Origin of the sequence: Silvanigrella paludirubra, assembly GCF_009208775.1 — a bacterium.
GTDB lineage: Bacteria > Bdellovibrionota_B > Oligoflexia > Silvanigrellales > Silvanigrellaceae > Silvanigrella > Silvanigrella paludirubra.
Window position 1 is genome coordinate 393,393 of the sequence record NZ_WFLM01000003.1, and the last position, 14,051, is coordinate 407,443.

The following is a 14,051-nucleotide window of genomic DNA, read 5'->3' on the forward strand; positions in this document are numbered from 1 at the left end:
AAGATTTAAAATATGAAAGCAGTTGCAATTGATTTAGATGGTACTTTATTAAACTCAAAACATCAAATTTCTAGTTATACGAAAAATATATTAAATAAATTAGATAAAAATGGAATTAGAATTGTTTTAGCTAGTGCTCGCCCTATTCGTTCTGTACTTAATATCGCCGCTGAAATTGGATTAACTGGATTACCAATGATTGGGGGGAATGGAGCAATCATTGCAAAAAATGAGAATGAAATATCTTATCGAAATTCAATAAGTAAAGATGATGTTTTAAAAATAGGCGAACTATTAAAGGAATATCTATCTTTAAATCCAAAAAATGAAATTACGATGCATATTTATTCTGGTTTTAAATGGCTTATTCCGTTTCACACAGAAAAAGCAAAAGAAGAAATAAAAATAATTGGATTTTCTCCTGATGTCATTGGAGAAGATGCTTTTAAAGCAAATTTAGCAGAAAAAATTATGTTTGTTTCTAATCCTAATATCTTAAAAGAGTTTTTAAATATATTAAATAAAAATTTACCCCATTTAAGTTCTGTTTTATCAAAATTTGATTCTTTAGAAATAAATGCTGTTGGTGTTTCTAAATTTTTAGGTGTTCAAGAATATGCAAATTATCATAAAATAAATATTTCCGATTTTATTGCTTTTGGTGATGGTGATAATGATGAAACCATGATTGCAAATTGTGGTTACGGAGTTGCCATGGCAAATGGAACTCAACTTGCAAAGGCGCGAGCCAAATTTATTACAGAAACGAACGACAATGACGGTGTAGCTAGATTTCTTGAAAATTATTTTTTTAAATCTAAATGACTAAAAATTTTAATAACTTGATTTCATTAAATAAAGTCTATAGTCTTTCTATAGACTTTAAAATTTGTTTGGAGATTTATAATGCTTAGAAAAAAGATTTTAAATTCAATAGATAAAGCATCTTCATTTAAAATTATATTCTATTCAATTATTGTATATATATTTGTAATGTTTTTGATGATTGGTCTTGTAAAAAGTAACGGTTTTTATAAATATTTTTATATTAATGATGGTTTATTTGATGTAGAAATATATGTTAATATAGCAAAAAATGGGTATAATTCAATTGGTAGTTTTGCTATGTTTCCTTTGTGGCCTTTTCTAATTCAAATTGTTTCACGTATTTTTTACACTGAAAATTACATGCTAATAGCAAATTTAATGGCTTTAATTCTTTTTTTTATATCATTACCTATTTTATGGAGTTTTTTTAAAAATGTATTTGAAAAAAGAATGGCTTTATTATTATTTTTATGTTTTGTTTTTAATCCTCTTTCTATATTTCACTCATTTGGTTATTCTGAAAGTTTAACAACCTTAGAGTTTAGTATTTGGCTTGTTTTAATTTATAGAATAATGAATACTAAAATAAAAAAATCATTATTAAAGATTAAAATAGAGTATTTATTATTAATACTTATTAGCTATTGTATTGGTTTATCTAGGCCATTATTTGTTCAGTTATTTCTATCTATTATTTTAACATTTTTTATATTAAAATATTTAAAAGTAAAAATAAAAAATTATTTATTTCCTTTTGGAATTTCATTAATTTCAATATTTGCTGGTTTTTCTACTTTTGCTTTATATGCCTATACAAAAGGTTTTGGTTTTGGAGCATCATTTAGAGCCCAAAATGAATGGAATAGAGTTTTGGGTTTGCATTGGGACATATTATTTCATCCACATTCTGTAGGCGGATCCGATAATGTTCTAAATTGGGACCTTCAAGCTTTTTGGATTCCCCTTATCATTTTTTTAGCTGTTATAATTAAATTTTTAATAAGTAAAAAAAACATAATTACTGATAAAAATCAAATACAATCTGATGCTATATTTTGGGTTTCTTTATTATTTTCTTGCGCACACTCTGCTGTGCAATTTTTAACATATGATTTATTTTTTAGTACTTCTCGTTTTATTTTTGCATTACCATTGTTTTTTTATGTTATTGGAAAAACGCTTAATGCCTTTAATTTTAAATATAAATATTATATATTAATTTTTTATTTTATATATTCTTTTTCATTTTTTATTTATTGGTGGACACGTTTTTCACGTGAAGCTTGGATGGGCTGATTTCAAAATTAAGGCAATTTTTTGACAATAGATTTTTCTAAATAAGTAAAATAATTTTGCATTTCTTTATTTTTTTATTTGGAGAAAAAAATGGCTTTATCTATTTTTATAATTGCGGGAATGAATGCATTATTATCAAGTGTGACAGCAACAGGAAATGATTTTCATGTAATTACAAATCAAGAAGCTTCTGCATTTAAAATTGGGAATGAAAATATTCTTAGGGATATTGCTGAAAATTACATAGGAAAAAGACCAAATAGAGTTTACTTGCGGAGTGATTCATCTTGGAATGATATATATGAAACCCATGGTTGGCAGCAGGTAGAATCTACATTAAAAGTAAAAAATGCAAATATTAAAGGAATAACAACAAAGCCTATTATTATTGATACAAAAACACTATCAAATAAAAGCAGTCATAGGGCAACTTTTAATGCAGGAATTTCAAGTGAAGTTGCAAATACCGTAGAAACAAATTGGTCAACTACACATTCACTAAGTTTTAGCCAAGCTATAAATTATGGAATTCAATTTAATGGAATTGGATTAGGCGGAGAATCGGGGTTTAATTATACAGGGACTTGGGGAAAAGGAGGAATGCAGTCACAAACAATAACAATAGGCTCAACGACAGGTGTGACTGTAGACTTAGATCCTGGCGAAACTGTTACAGCAGAATTAATTGCTAATAAAGGAACAATGGATATTCTTATTAATTACGATGCGATTTTAGAAGGAAACTTAGCATTAAATTATTATTTTTCATATAACGGTCATCGACACTGGTCTGTACCTATTAAAGATGCCTTATTGAAATCAGGAATGGAAACAAACAAACAAATAACAGAAGAAATACAAATAGGATATTATTCTCATTCATCCGTTGTTATTAAAGATAATCAAGGAAAAGTAAAAAAATTATATTATTTAAATTCTTTAGGTGAGGTTTTAAATATGGAAGGAATGAATGAGAAATGAATTTTATTTAGTGATATATTAATTACAATTTCTTGTGCTATTACTATGCCACATAAAAACTGAATAACCATCAAAAATTCTTAAATTACCATCACTTTGCATTGTTAATCTGAATCAGCCATTATTAGAGATGATCGTTCTTTAAAAAGTGATTCTCCCTCATATAGTGTATCTTTTGCTGAGGCGATAAATGATAAAGATAATGCAAATGATGCGGATAGTATTTTTAAAACAAATGAATTCATAAAGACTCCAATTAATAAAAACTAAAGCAAAAAAATAAAATTTATTAGTTAATATTATTTGATATAATTTAAATTAAATATTTCATATTAAGAAAATTAAAGTATGAGAATAGTATAGCTTTTATCTTTGAATATGATAGTTTTAATTTATAAAATATATAAAAAAAATAGAAAAATCTTATAAAAATTTTTCTATTTATAAAGAGGAACAATAGAAATTTTAATTCTATTTTTTAAACCGCAACAAAATTTAATATTCTATTTGCAACAAATATTGTTTTTTTAATTGTTTTACCTTCTAGAGTTGCTTTTACATTTGCATTTTCCATGGCAGCTGCAACGGCTTCATCTTGTGAAGCATTCATTGGAATTAAAATTTCTCCTCTGTGTTTTCCGTTAATTTGAACACCAATTTTAACTTCATTATCTACAGTTAAAGAGGGGTCAAATTTAGGCCAGTTTTCTAAAGAGATAAATTTATAATTTTTATCTTCAGGTAACATTTTTTCTTCTAAAATGCATTTAAACCACAAATCTTCAGCAAGGTGAGGAGCAAAAGGAGAAAGTAATTTTAAGAATTCACCTAATATTTCTCTATTTTTACATTGAGATTCTGCTATTGTATTTAGAAAAATCATCATTTGAGCAATAGAAGTATTAAAGCTTAAATTTTCGATATCTTCAGTTAATTTTTTAATTGTCTTATGAAGAATTTTTAAATCCTGCTGAGAAGCTGGCTCATTATTTAATAAACTTTTTCCGTCATCTGATAAATAATATCTTTGTATTCTACTTAAAAAGCGATGCACACCCGCTAAGTTGCTATCGTCCCATTCTTTTGTCTGTGTAAGTGGTCCCATAAACATTTCATAAACACGCAAGGAATCGGCGCCATATTCACGAATAACATCATCTGGATTTATGCCATTGCCTTTTGATTTGGACATTTTAGCACCATCTTTACATATCATGCCTTGGTGAACTAATTTATGAAAAGGTTCATCAACAGGACAAACTCCAGCATCGAATAAAACTTTAGTCCAAAAACGAGAATATAAAAGATGCCCTACAGCATGTTCTTGGCCGCCAACATAAAGATCGACTGGCATCCAGTATTTTAATTTTTCATAATCACCAATTGATTTTTGATTAAAAGGATCAATATAACGTAAAAAATACCAGCTACTTCCAGCGCTTCCTGGCATTGTATCTGTTTCAACAAATTCAAGTTCGCCTTTTTCATTTTTTCTTTGTACCCAATTTGTGATTGCGGATAAAGGGCTTTTTCCATCTCCAGTTGGTTCGTAACTTGTTACTTCTGGTAACGTTAATGGCAATTCATTTTCATTAAACGTACGAATGATGTTTCCTTTTGAATCTTTTAAAATTGGTATTGGTTCACCCCAATATCTTTGGCGGCTAAATATCCAATCACGAAGCTTATAAGTAATACTTTGTTCACCTAGTTTATTTTTAACAAGATGTTCTATTATTTTTTCTTTTGCTTCTTCAACATTTAAATTATTTAAAAAATCGGAATTTATAATAACGCCATCTTCAGTATAAGCTTCTTTTTCAATATCAAAGTTTTTATCTGGTGATTGAATAACTTGTATAATTTTTAAACCAAATTTTTTCGCAAAATCATGATCTCTTGTATCGTGAGCTGGAACTGCCATGATAGCTCCTGTTCCATATCCCATTAAAACATAGTCACTTATCCATATTTCTATTGCATCGCCATTTAATGGATTTATTGCGAATGAGCCTGTGAAAACACCAGATTTATCTTTATTTAATTCAGTGCGATCTAAATCACTTTTTCGCGAAGTAACTTCACAGTATTCAGTTACTTTATCTTTTTGTGAAGTTGTTGTTAGCTTATTTACTAAAGGATGTTCAGGGGCAAGCACCATATATGTTGCGCCAAATAAAGTGTCTGGACGTGTCGTAAAAACTTCTATTTTATCGGAGTCATTATTTTTTATTGAAAACTTTACTTTTGCTCCAACAGATTTTTTAATCCAATTTCTTTGAATTTCTTTTGTAGATTCTGGCCAATCTAGTTTATTAAGGTCTTCCAATAAGCGATCTGCATAAGAGGTTATTTTTAACATCCATTGTTTCATAGGAACACGGAAAACAGGATGATTACCACGTTCGCTTTTGCCATCTATGACTTCTTCATTTGCAAGAACTGTTTTTAATGCGGGGCACCAATTTACAAAAACTTCTGCTTGATAGGCAAGACCCTTTTTATATAAAAGAGAAAAAATCCATTGAGTCCAATGATAATATTTTGGATCACATGTAGCAATTTCTTTATCCCAGTCATAAGAAAAGCCAAGGCTTTGTAATTGTGATCTAAAATTATTAATAGATCGATATGTTACTTTTGAAGGATGTTCACCTGTATCAATAGCGTGTTGTTCAGCAGGAAGTCCAAAAGCATCCCAGCCCATAGGGTGAAGGACGTTATATCCTTTCATTCTGTAATATCTCGAAACAATATCTGTTGCCGTATAGCCCATAGGGTGACCAACATGGAGTCCTGAAGAGCTTGGGTAAGGAAACATGTCTAAAGCATAGAATTTTGGCTTTGATTTATCTTCTGTAGTTTTAAAAATATTTTTATTTTTCCAATGATTTTGCCAATATGGTTCTAGTTGCTTGTGGTGGTAAGACATGAATTTCCTCGACAATTAAAGTGGTGTACGCACAATAAACATTAATAGAGTGCAAATTAATCCACCTCTTTTGTAACAAAGAACATTTCATTGAGGAAGTCTATTCCTATAAAATAAGGCTAATTTTGCTTTCTAAGGCTCGTTTTTTGTTTTCTTCTAAAAAACTCTAAAACAAATTTGTCACATCGTTGTCACAAAATATTTACAAAATAGTGACGAACCTGTATCATGGATAATGCTCTTTCATTTTTGATTCTAAACCTGACTAGGAAGTGTCATGAGGCTTACAAAAGAAAAACTTGATTCATTTTGCAAAATTAGAGACAAATCAGGCTCCCGATTTTATGAGTTTTCCACATCATGGTGGGCACTTTTTTTCTTTTTTGGGATCGTTGTCGGCTGTGTTTTATGGAACGAATTTATACCTTATCAAAATTTAAGATTTGATCCCTACCCTTTTAACGGTTTGAGAACGATTCTTGCTTTGATGGGAGCAATTCAAGCCCCAGTTCTGTTACTTTACAGCAGAAAATCTACGGATTATAGAAAAAATTTATTAGAGCAAGATTTTGAATTAGAAAAGAAAATATTTAAAAAGATAGAGCTTATGGAGTCTGAAATGAAACAAAATCATGCTTTATATCTTCAAGAATTAAAGCATGTAGCTAAACTTACTAAAAAAATAAATAAGAAAAGAAAAGTTGTAAAATTAAATCCAACTCCTGTGCCTATCCATGAATCAAACAAAGATTTTATAAAAACAGAACAGGTTCAAAGAGAAATATTACAACCTAAAAAAGTGGAAAATAACGAAAATATCAGCGCCTAATAATTATCAATTTTTTACTTTTCCATATGCTCTTTGTAAAGCTTCTCGATCTAAAATACTTAATGTTTTTGCATTTCCAATATATTCCCAATAGACACCATTTAAGAGTGGAACCATTGTGTATTTTTTGGGATCTATACTAAATGAATTTAATCCATAGTGCATTATAGAATAATAATCATAAGGTCCAAATTGAATGGTTGAATATGGACCTAAGTCAAAATTATTTTCTTTTCCTGGAATGATATTTTCTTTAATAATTTTTAAATAGTAGTTTCTGTCTGATCTGCTTTGTTCATGTAAGAATCCTAAAGCATGCATAAGTTCATGCTGAATAATTTCTGGATATAAGCAACCATCTCCTAATGAAACAGTCTGGGGATGGTCAGAACCTATTCCAGAAAAACAGCCTTCATCCACCATAATTTCTAAATAATTATGAAAAGGTTTATGATATACTTCTATAAATTTTATATCTGCAATGTTTTCTAATTTATCCATTGCATTGCGTATTAATGATTTTTCATAATGATTAAATTTTCTTAATTGTAAATTTTTATTTCTTCGATTATACAAATGAAAAGAGTAATATATTTTTCCATTATTCCATTTTTTCTTTGAGTAATTTAAAGGAGCACTATATATATCTCTATTATAAATTTGATTTTGATCGTATATAATATCTCCTTCAATTATTTTGTATTTTAGGTTATTGTTATTTAGATTATTTATTTCAAATATAGGTTCACTATTTTTTATTAATATAGAATCATCAATAAAGTTTGCTGAAAATGAATATTTGGATAATAATATACTGAATAACATAAGTATAAATTTAAGTTTTTTCATAAAAATTCCTTTTATATTAGAATATGATTATCTTTAATTTTAAAATTCATATATATTAATTTATTCTAAAAATCAACATAAAAAATGTTATTTTAAAGGAGGTTTTTTTGGGATTGATTTTAATGAAAATTTAATATGAATAATTAAAAATTAAATTTTTTAAAATGGGTATCAATAATTTTATATTGAATATAAGTTTAAGTTTAATTTTAATTGAGACTTTTCTATTAATTTAAAAGTATTATTTTTTTGAAGCTCATCAATAAAATCTACGGCATCAAAATTTTTGAGTCGAAACATTTCCAATATATATTCAAAAATATGATATGTATCCTGAGGAAATTCAATTATAACATTCTCTTGCTTTGAATTTGAAGAGGATTCAAAAACTTCTATATAAGAGTGAGACGCTGTAGATGTTTTATCATAAAATAATGACCAAAATAAAAACATGCTGCAATTTATTGTTGCCTCAATTTTGTATTCATTATCATTAAGAGTATTTTTAGATTTTAAAAATTCTTTTTTTATTCCAGCAATATGACCGGAAATACCATTTCCAAGCTCTATTCCTTTGTCATGTAAAAACCTATTACGTGCTTTAACTTTTTCTAAATCTGAAACATAAGAAGAAATGTCTTCATTGGAACTGTCTAATTGATAAGATCGCACATTGTATGATGCTTTTCCTATCATATTGTATTTACTTTCTTCACGATTAATTTTTGAATTTACTCCACTTCCTATTATAATATTAGATAAATTATCTTCTGAAAATAATGAGTTTTTATTTGTTTTTGTTTTATTTGAAATATTATCTTTTAATGTATGAATACACCTTCTGATATCGTTTATAATCATAGCTCCTATAGAAACCAGAGGAAACTTAAGTAACAAATTATTTGTTTTGCTACGAAATTTATCAATACGTATTTTTTCATATTCTAGGAAAAAATAAACAAATTGAGAAAATTTTTTTATTTGGCATTCAGCAAGAATATTTTTATATTCAGTTTGGGATAAAAAATATTTAAAATATTCGGATGAATCAGATTTAGTTAATAGAAAATATGTAATAATATTATTTTTAAATAAATTAAGCTCAAATTCATTATATATTAAATTAAACTCTTGATCAATTAAAACTTTATTAGTAACCTTCTTAATTATCTGTTTTGAATTATTAATACTTTTTTCTAAATCTTCTGATATTTTTTTAAGAGTCCCATTATTAAAGTTAGAAAAAAATTGATTATAAAGGCATTCTATGTTTTTGATTTCTATATTTATATAATTGAAATAATTAACAATTATTTCTTTTTGAGATAAATATAATGATTTATTTTTATCAATTGTTAAAATTAATGCTAATTTTTTTTGTATTAAACTATTTCCTTTATATTTTGAAATAATTTTTGACAATAAATCATTGAATACTTCTTTTTCTGAAGAATAACATATTGTATATTCAGCTTTGTTTTTTTCTCGTATCTTTACTTTTTTTATTTCATTTAAAACGTCAGTATATTTAATATAAAATTTACTATAAGAATTTAAGTTGTAATCATTAAAAAAATCGAACCATTTTTTGGAATTTTCACTGGTATTTTTATAGGCTAAAAAATCATCTTTTAATTTAACCACAGTATCTGAAAACTTAGATAAAGGAATTTTTCCAAGCACAGGGTTTGCATAAGTTGCTAAAACTTTTTCACAAATTATCTTGAAGTTATTGTCTTCAATATTTACTGAAATACTTTCTAGATATGATTTATTTTTGTTTAAAAAATATAAAAAAGAATCCCCAAAATTTTCAAATGTTGAGTAAAAATAAAACCATGGTACAAAATAATAATGGTTTAATAAGTCACGATTTTCTAAATCAGAATTTATAAAAACTTTTATATTTTGAACAGTGTTAAGGCTAATCAGATTTTTTATAAAAGTTCTTTTATCTTCCAAATTTGAAGTGTGTGATCTGTTTTTTTCTTCAACATTAGATAACATATAATCAAGAAAATTTGAATCTTTATGTTTTAATTTAGGATATAATTTTTGAAAACGATCTTTTTCTACCATAAAAATAATCATAATTATAATCCATTAAAAAAATATATTATTAAGTTTTTAAAAAAAATTTTTTAAAATCAGAAAAAATAACCAATCTACACGAAAAAAGTAACAAGAAAGTTTATTTTATTCAAGAGTAATTTTGAAAATAATTAAAAATAATTATAATAATATGAAAATAAAAGAGAAAATATTTTTATAAATTAAGTATCATTTTGAATAAAAAAAAATTTTGCACATCAAATGCGCAAAATTTTTTAGTTACATTAAATCTTTGAATAAAAAATTTATTCAAATATGTAGGAAACGCTTTGAACTGAATATTATAAATATTTTTCCGAAATATATTTTTCTACAATTTTATTTATAGATTTAAATGTTTTACTGTTTTTTGCATTAGTAAGATAAATATATGAAATATTTTTGTCTTTAATAAAATTCATTTTCGTTAAAAACCCCATAGTTCCACCTGTGTGAGAATAATTTGCCAAGGAGTTTAAATAATTTATTACAATCCCTAATCCATAACCCTCATTAATAATATTAGGAACTACATTTTGTGGTGCAGGGTCTTTTGGGTTTTTTATCTGTTTCATGATAAACAAAATTCAGCATTTTATTTAGCTGAGAAGCATTTAGTAAATTTTTAGTTGAATCTGTAGATGGTTCTGAAAATAAATTTCGTATAAAAAGGTTTAAATCGTTTGATGATGCCGTAATAGATCTTCCTCCATTTGTCTAAGACATTGATAAATCGATTATATCCATTCCGTAATATTGATTATTTTCTGGAATATCAAATAAATATCTGCTCATGATATTATCATGATACTTTGATGGAATGCCTTCTTTAGGTATATGGTTAATATAAAAACTATGGCTTAAGTTTAACTTTTTAAATATTCGATTTTCAATTTCAGTTGCTAATGTCTTTTCTGTAATTTTTTCAATTATTTTATTAGCAAGTACATAATTTGTATTCGAATAGAAATAGTGACTTCCAGGCGAAAAACTTAAATCTTTTTCTTTTACAACATTTAAAATTTCATCTGTACTAAAAATTCTTTTAGGATTATTTTTATATAATTTAATTAAAATACTTGTATATTCTGGTATGCCAGAAGTCATAATTAGCATTTGCTTAATTGTAACGTTTTGCCATTTTGGAAAATCATTTGGAAAAAATTTACTTAATTTGTCGTCCAAAGATAATTTTCCTTCGGCTTCAAGTTGCAGCATAACAACAACAAGAAATGCTTTTGAATTACTCCCAATTTGAAACAAGCTACTGTTTGTAACTGGTTTTCCATTTAATTTTTGCAAACCTACATTATATGTTGTGGCATTTCCGTTATTATATTTAGGGCACTGCAAGGTAAAGGCAATTCCAGTAGCTCCCTCTTTACCTTATTTTTTCAAAATCGCATTTAATTCGGAGTTTATATCCATTGAAAGTTTTTCAGTATCGTTACTTTCTATTTTATTATTATTTTTTGAATTTCCGCTGCGATTTTTACATTAGAGTAAAGTTAAACTTAATAAAGGAACAAGAATTTTAGCTATATTTGTATTCATTTTTTAAATTTAATTCCATTGTTGAAAAAAATACATAAATAGACGATAAAGCTTATAGATTTTAAAATCATTGTCAATTTTTAATAAATACATTGTTTTTAGATAATTTTAACTTCTTTTTAATAAAATGATATTTGTCTTTCATTGCAGAGCTAATTCATTTTCTGTGATAAATTATTTTTGATACTTGACGAGAAAATGCAAGAGAAAATAATTAATATTAAACCATATAGCTGAATTTTTGTCATATTTTCGTTTAAAAATAAAACGGAGATTATGACTGCAAAAACAGGTTCAGTTAAAGAAATAATAGAGGACTTAAATGCTCCAATTTTTTCCATGCCTTTTATTAAAAAATAAATAGCAGATAAAGTTCCAATAATAGATATTCCAAGCATATTAAAAATAAAATTGTTATTTAAAGTAAAGTTTTTTTCAGAAATAAATAAATAGGGAAGAGAAAGAATTGATGCTCCGATGAGTTGATAAAAAACGATATCAATTTGGTTCTTATTTTGCTTTTTTTCTTTGTTTAAAATGATATAAACTGCATATATGAGTCCAGATAGAATTGCAAAAAATATTCCAATTAAGTTATCTATTTTTCCAAATTTATGATATGAAATTAATATCACGCCAGTTAAAGAGCTCGATATTAATAATAAAGATTTTAAATTTAATTTAATTTCACCAGTAATAATGCTATAGATAAATATATAAACGGGAAAAATATAAGCTAATACTGCGGCAAGGCCAACTCCAATGTATTGCAGAGATGATAAATATGTAAAAGTTGTAATAAAATATAAACCACCTCCCATAATAATATCTTTTTTATAAAGAATAAAATTCCTTTTAGAAAATTTAATAAATGGAATTAAAACAAATAAAGAAATAATAAATCTTGTAATTAATATGACAGATAAACTGGTATTTACTTCATATAGGTTTTTAGAAAAAATACCTATAAAAGCAAATGATAGTGAAGAAATTATAATATAAAGATAGCCTAATTGATTCATATAAATATATTTCTAACCTAATTTTTTATGCCAATGATATTTCTGTTTTCAGAAACATGATTTTTTAATACTATAGTTTTTATTAAAAATAAAATAGCAATGCTAATTATAAACTGACTTATTAATTCAAAATAAATGGATTCATAGTTGGCTTTTAAAAATGTACATATGGCGATTGAAACAATATGAAAAGGAATAATAAAATGAAAAACTAAATTTAATTGAAAGGTTTTTTTATAAATATCTTTTATTATTGTAAATACAAAAAATACTACAAATATAATTAAAGCATTTTTTACAGCATTCCATCCACACCAAATAAGCATTAAATTTGAAAAATAAAAGCTTAAAAATGAAATAATATTATAGTTTTTAACTTTAAATGTTCCTTTAAAATTATTGCTTACTCTTGCATAAATTACATAAATTGGGACATAAGACATGGTTAAAATAATTAAGGCACATAAAATTGTAATCATATTTTGCCAGCCTGAAACCGAAAAAATAAAAATCACACCAATAATAAAATTTATCGAATTTGCAATGTATGGAGAAGAGTATTTATTTCTTTTTGATAAAATACTTGGAAATATTTTTGATTCCCCTAAGTTACTCAATACACGTGATGCTGCAATTTTGTAACTTAATCCAGTACCAAAAGGAGATATTGCAGCATCAACATATAAAAATAATGCAATAGAAGCAAATCCAAATATAGCAAGCAATCCTGCAATCGGACCTGAATCTCCAGCAAAATTTAAATTCGCCCACCCTCCTTTTAAATACTCAGAAGGAATAGATAGGTTAAAAGAAATTTGAACTAATAAATAGATAACACATGCAATTAATATAGAACCAAAAACGGCATAGGGAACGTTTTTTTGTGGATTTTCAGTTTCATTTGCTAGAAATATAGCGGTCTGAAAACCAATAAAAGAAAAGGCTATGCCACAAGTTGAAATAGCTGTGAGCATTCCGCCTACACCACTGCTAAACATATCTGTAGATAAATTATGGGCAGCATTTGTAGGGTTATTAAAAATAATATAGATAAATATGCAAGATACAGCTAAAGGAACTGCAACTTTAAAAACTGTGATTACTTTATTAAACTTGCCCACAGTATTTATTGCAAAAATATTTATAAAAAACATAATAAAGATTAAAAAAATGGAAAGTAACAGGCCTTCTGTAGATAAAGTAAATTCTTTAGAATCTGTTTTTATCCATGTAAAATAATTTGAAGCATATTGAACTGTTGCTTGAACTTCAATAGGAGGAATTAAAGCTGTCCAAATCCAAGTTAAAATACTTACCAATATTTTTCCACTATTCCCAAAACTTAAATTTGCAGCATCGGACATGTTATTAAATTTTTTATTTAAAATAACTTCTGCATAGGAAAGTGCTATAATTCCATACATTAATCCGCCGATTATCCAAGATAATATTCCTGAGTTTCCTGCTGCTTTTGCTGTGTAATATGCTCCATAAAGCCAACCAGAACCAATGATTGAGCCTAGTGATAAAAATAGTAAATTTGTTTTAGTGACTTTAATCATATTATGATAATTCCTTTTAGGAGAAACTCTCTAGAAAAAGATGGATATTCATATTTAAAATAATTCTATAGTTTGGAATATATATCTCCTTTTTGTGATTTTTAAAA

At 26.2% G+C, this 14,051-nt stretch carries 12 protein-coding genes; 4 read left to right on the forward strand and 8 right to left on the reverse strand.

All coding sequences use genetic code 11. The features are described from left to right. Positions 1-12 precede the first annotated feature (12 nt). The 3 genes from GCL60_RS09305 (at position 13) to GCL60_RS09315 (ending at position 3,105) form a co-directional block, all read left to right on the forward strand. Positions 13-825 (forward strand): Cof-type HAD-IIB family hydrolase, encoded by an 813-nt coding sequence (locus GCL60_RS09305; protein WP_153420383.1) that lies wholly within the window; start codon positions 13-15, stop codon positions 823-825. A gap of 81 nt (positions 826-906) precedes the next feature. Then, complete coding sequence (locus tag GCL60_RS09310; protein ID WP_153420384.1) at positions 907-2,124, forward strand: glycosyltransferase family protein; 1,218 nt, start codon at positions 907-909, stop codon at positions 2,122-2,124. 90 nt (positions 2,125-2,214) lie between these two features. Beyond that, positions 2,215-3,105, forward strand: coding sequence for a follicular epithelium yolk protein subunit (locus GCL60_RS09315; protein ID WP_153420385.1), 891 nt, complete (start codon positions 2,215-2,217; stop codon positions 3,103-3,105). A 104-nt stretch (positions 3,106-3,209) separates the two neighbouring features. On the opposite strand, the gene GCL60_RS09320 is transcribed toward GCL60_RS09315, so the two are convergent. Continuing rightward, positions 3,210-3,350, reverse strand: coding sequence for a hypothetical protein (locus GCL60_RS09320; RefSeq protein WP_153420386.1), 141 nt, complete (start codon positions 3,348-3,350; stop codon positions 3,210-3,212). A gap of 233 nt (positions 3,351-3,583) precedes the next feature. Then, on the reverse strand, positions 3,584-6,037 hold the full coding sequence (gene leuS / locus GCL60_RS09325; protein ID WP_153420387.1) for a leucine--tRNA ligase: 2,454 nt from the start codon (positions 6,035-6,037) through the stop codon (positions 3,584-3,586). 277 nt (positions 6,038-6,314) lie between these two features. Here leuS and GCL60_RS09330 point away from each other — a divergent pair, with 277 nt between their 5' ends. Then, positions 6,315-6,866 carry a DUF1003 domain-containing protein gene (locus GCL60_RS09330; RefSeq protein ID WP_153420388.1) on the forward strand — a complete coding sequence of 184 codons (552 nt, stop codon included), beginning with the start codon at positions 6,315-6,317 and terminating at the stop codon, positions 6,864-6,866. Between the two features lie 6 nt (positions 6,867-6,872). On the opposite strand, the gene GCL60_RS09335 is transcribed toward GCL60_RS09330, so the two are convergent. From GCL60_RS09335 to GCL60_RS09360, 6 genes are all read right to left on the reverse strand, one after another. Next, a complete protein-coding gene (locus GCL60_RS09335; protein WP_153420389.1) occupies positions 6,873-7,715 on the reverse strand; it encodes a M12 family metallopeptidase in 843 nt (280 codons plus the stop codon). Between the two features lie 180 nt (positions 7,716-7,895). Then, positions 7,896-9,806, reverse strand: coding sequence for a hypothetical protein (locus GCL60_RS09340; protein ID WP_153420390.1), 1,911 nt, complete (start codon positions 9,804-9,806; stop codon positions 7,896-7,898). A gap of 302 nt (positions 9,807-10,108) precedes the next feature. Then, positions 10,109-10,381: a hypothetical protein gene (locus tag GCL60_RS09345; protein WP_153420391.1), complete on the reverse strand. Its 273-nt coding sequence runs from the start codon at positions 10,379-10,381 to the stop codon at positions 10,109-10,111. Between the two features lie 142 nt (positions 10,382-10,523). Further along, positions 10,524-11,159 (reverse strand): serine hydrolase domain-containing protein, encoded by a 636-nt coding sequence (locus GCL60_RS09350; RefSeq protein ID WP_161998153.1) that lies wholly within the window; start codon positions 11,157-11,159, stop codon positions 10,524-10,526. A 353-nt stretch (positions 11,160-11,512) separates the two neighbouring features. Then, the gene (locus tag GCL60_RS09355) at positions 11,513-12,382 is read right to left on the reverse strand and encodes a DMT family transporter (protein ID WP_153420393.1); all 870 of its coding nucleotides are present in this window, start codon (positions 12,380-12,382) and stop codon (positions 11,513-11,515) included. A 17-nt stretch (positions 12,383-12,399) separates the two neighbouring features. Next, positions 12,400-13,944 carry an APC family permease gene (locus GCL60_RS09360; RefSeq protein WP_153420394.1) on the reverse strand — a complete coding sequence of 515 codons (1,545 nt, stop codon included), beginning with the start codon at positions 13,942-13,944 and terminating at the stop codon, positions 12,400-12,402. Between the last annotated feature and the right edge of the window lie 107 nt (positions 13,945-14,051).

Coding starts and splice junctions, on each gene's coding strand:
- GCL60_RS09355 (WP_153420393.1), bottom strand. CDS start 12,382: ATGAATCAATTAGGCTATCTTTATATTATAATTTCTTCACTATCATTT.
- GCL60_RS09305 (WP_153420383.1), top strand. CDS start 13: ATGAAAGCAGTTGCAATTGATTTAGATGGTACTTTATTAAACTCAAAA.
- GCL60_RS09315 (WP_153420385.1), top strand. CDS start 2,215: ATGGCTTTATCTATTTTTATAATTGCGGGAATGAATGCATTATTATCA.
- GCL60_RS09310 (WP_153420384.1), top strand. CDS start 907: ATGCTTAGAAAAAAGATTTTAAATTCAATAGATAAAGCATCTTCATTT.
- leuS (WP_153420387.1), bottom strand. CDS start 6,037: ATGTCTTACCACCACAAGCAACTAGAACCATATTGGCAAAATCATTGG.
- GCL60_RS09330 (WP_153420388.1), top strand. CDS start 6,315: ATGAGGCTTACAAAAGAAAAACTTGATTCATTTTGCAAAATTAGAGAC.
- GCL60_RS09340 (WP_153420390.1), bottom strand. CDS start 9,806: ATGATTATTTTTATGGTAGAAAAAGATCGTTTTCAAAAATTATATCCT.
- GCL60_RS09335 (WP_153420389.1), bottom strand. CDS start 7,715: ATGAAAAAACTTAAATTTATACTTATGTTATTCAGTATATTATTATCC.
- GCL60_RS09320 (WP_153420386.1), bottom strand. CDS start 3,350: ATGAATTCATTTGTTTTAAAAATACTATCCGCATCATTTGCATTATCT.
- GCL60_RS09360 (WP_153420394.1), bottom strand. CDS start 13,944: ATGATTAAAGTCACTAAAACAAATTTACTATTTTTATCACTAGGCTCA.
- GCL60_RS09345 (WP_153420391.1), bottom strand. CDS start 10,381: ATGAAACAGATAAAAAACCCAAAAGACCCTGCACCACAAAATGTAGTT.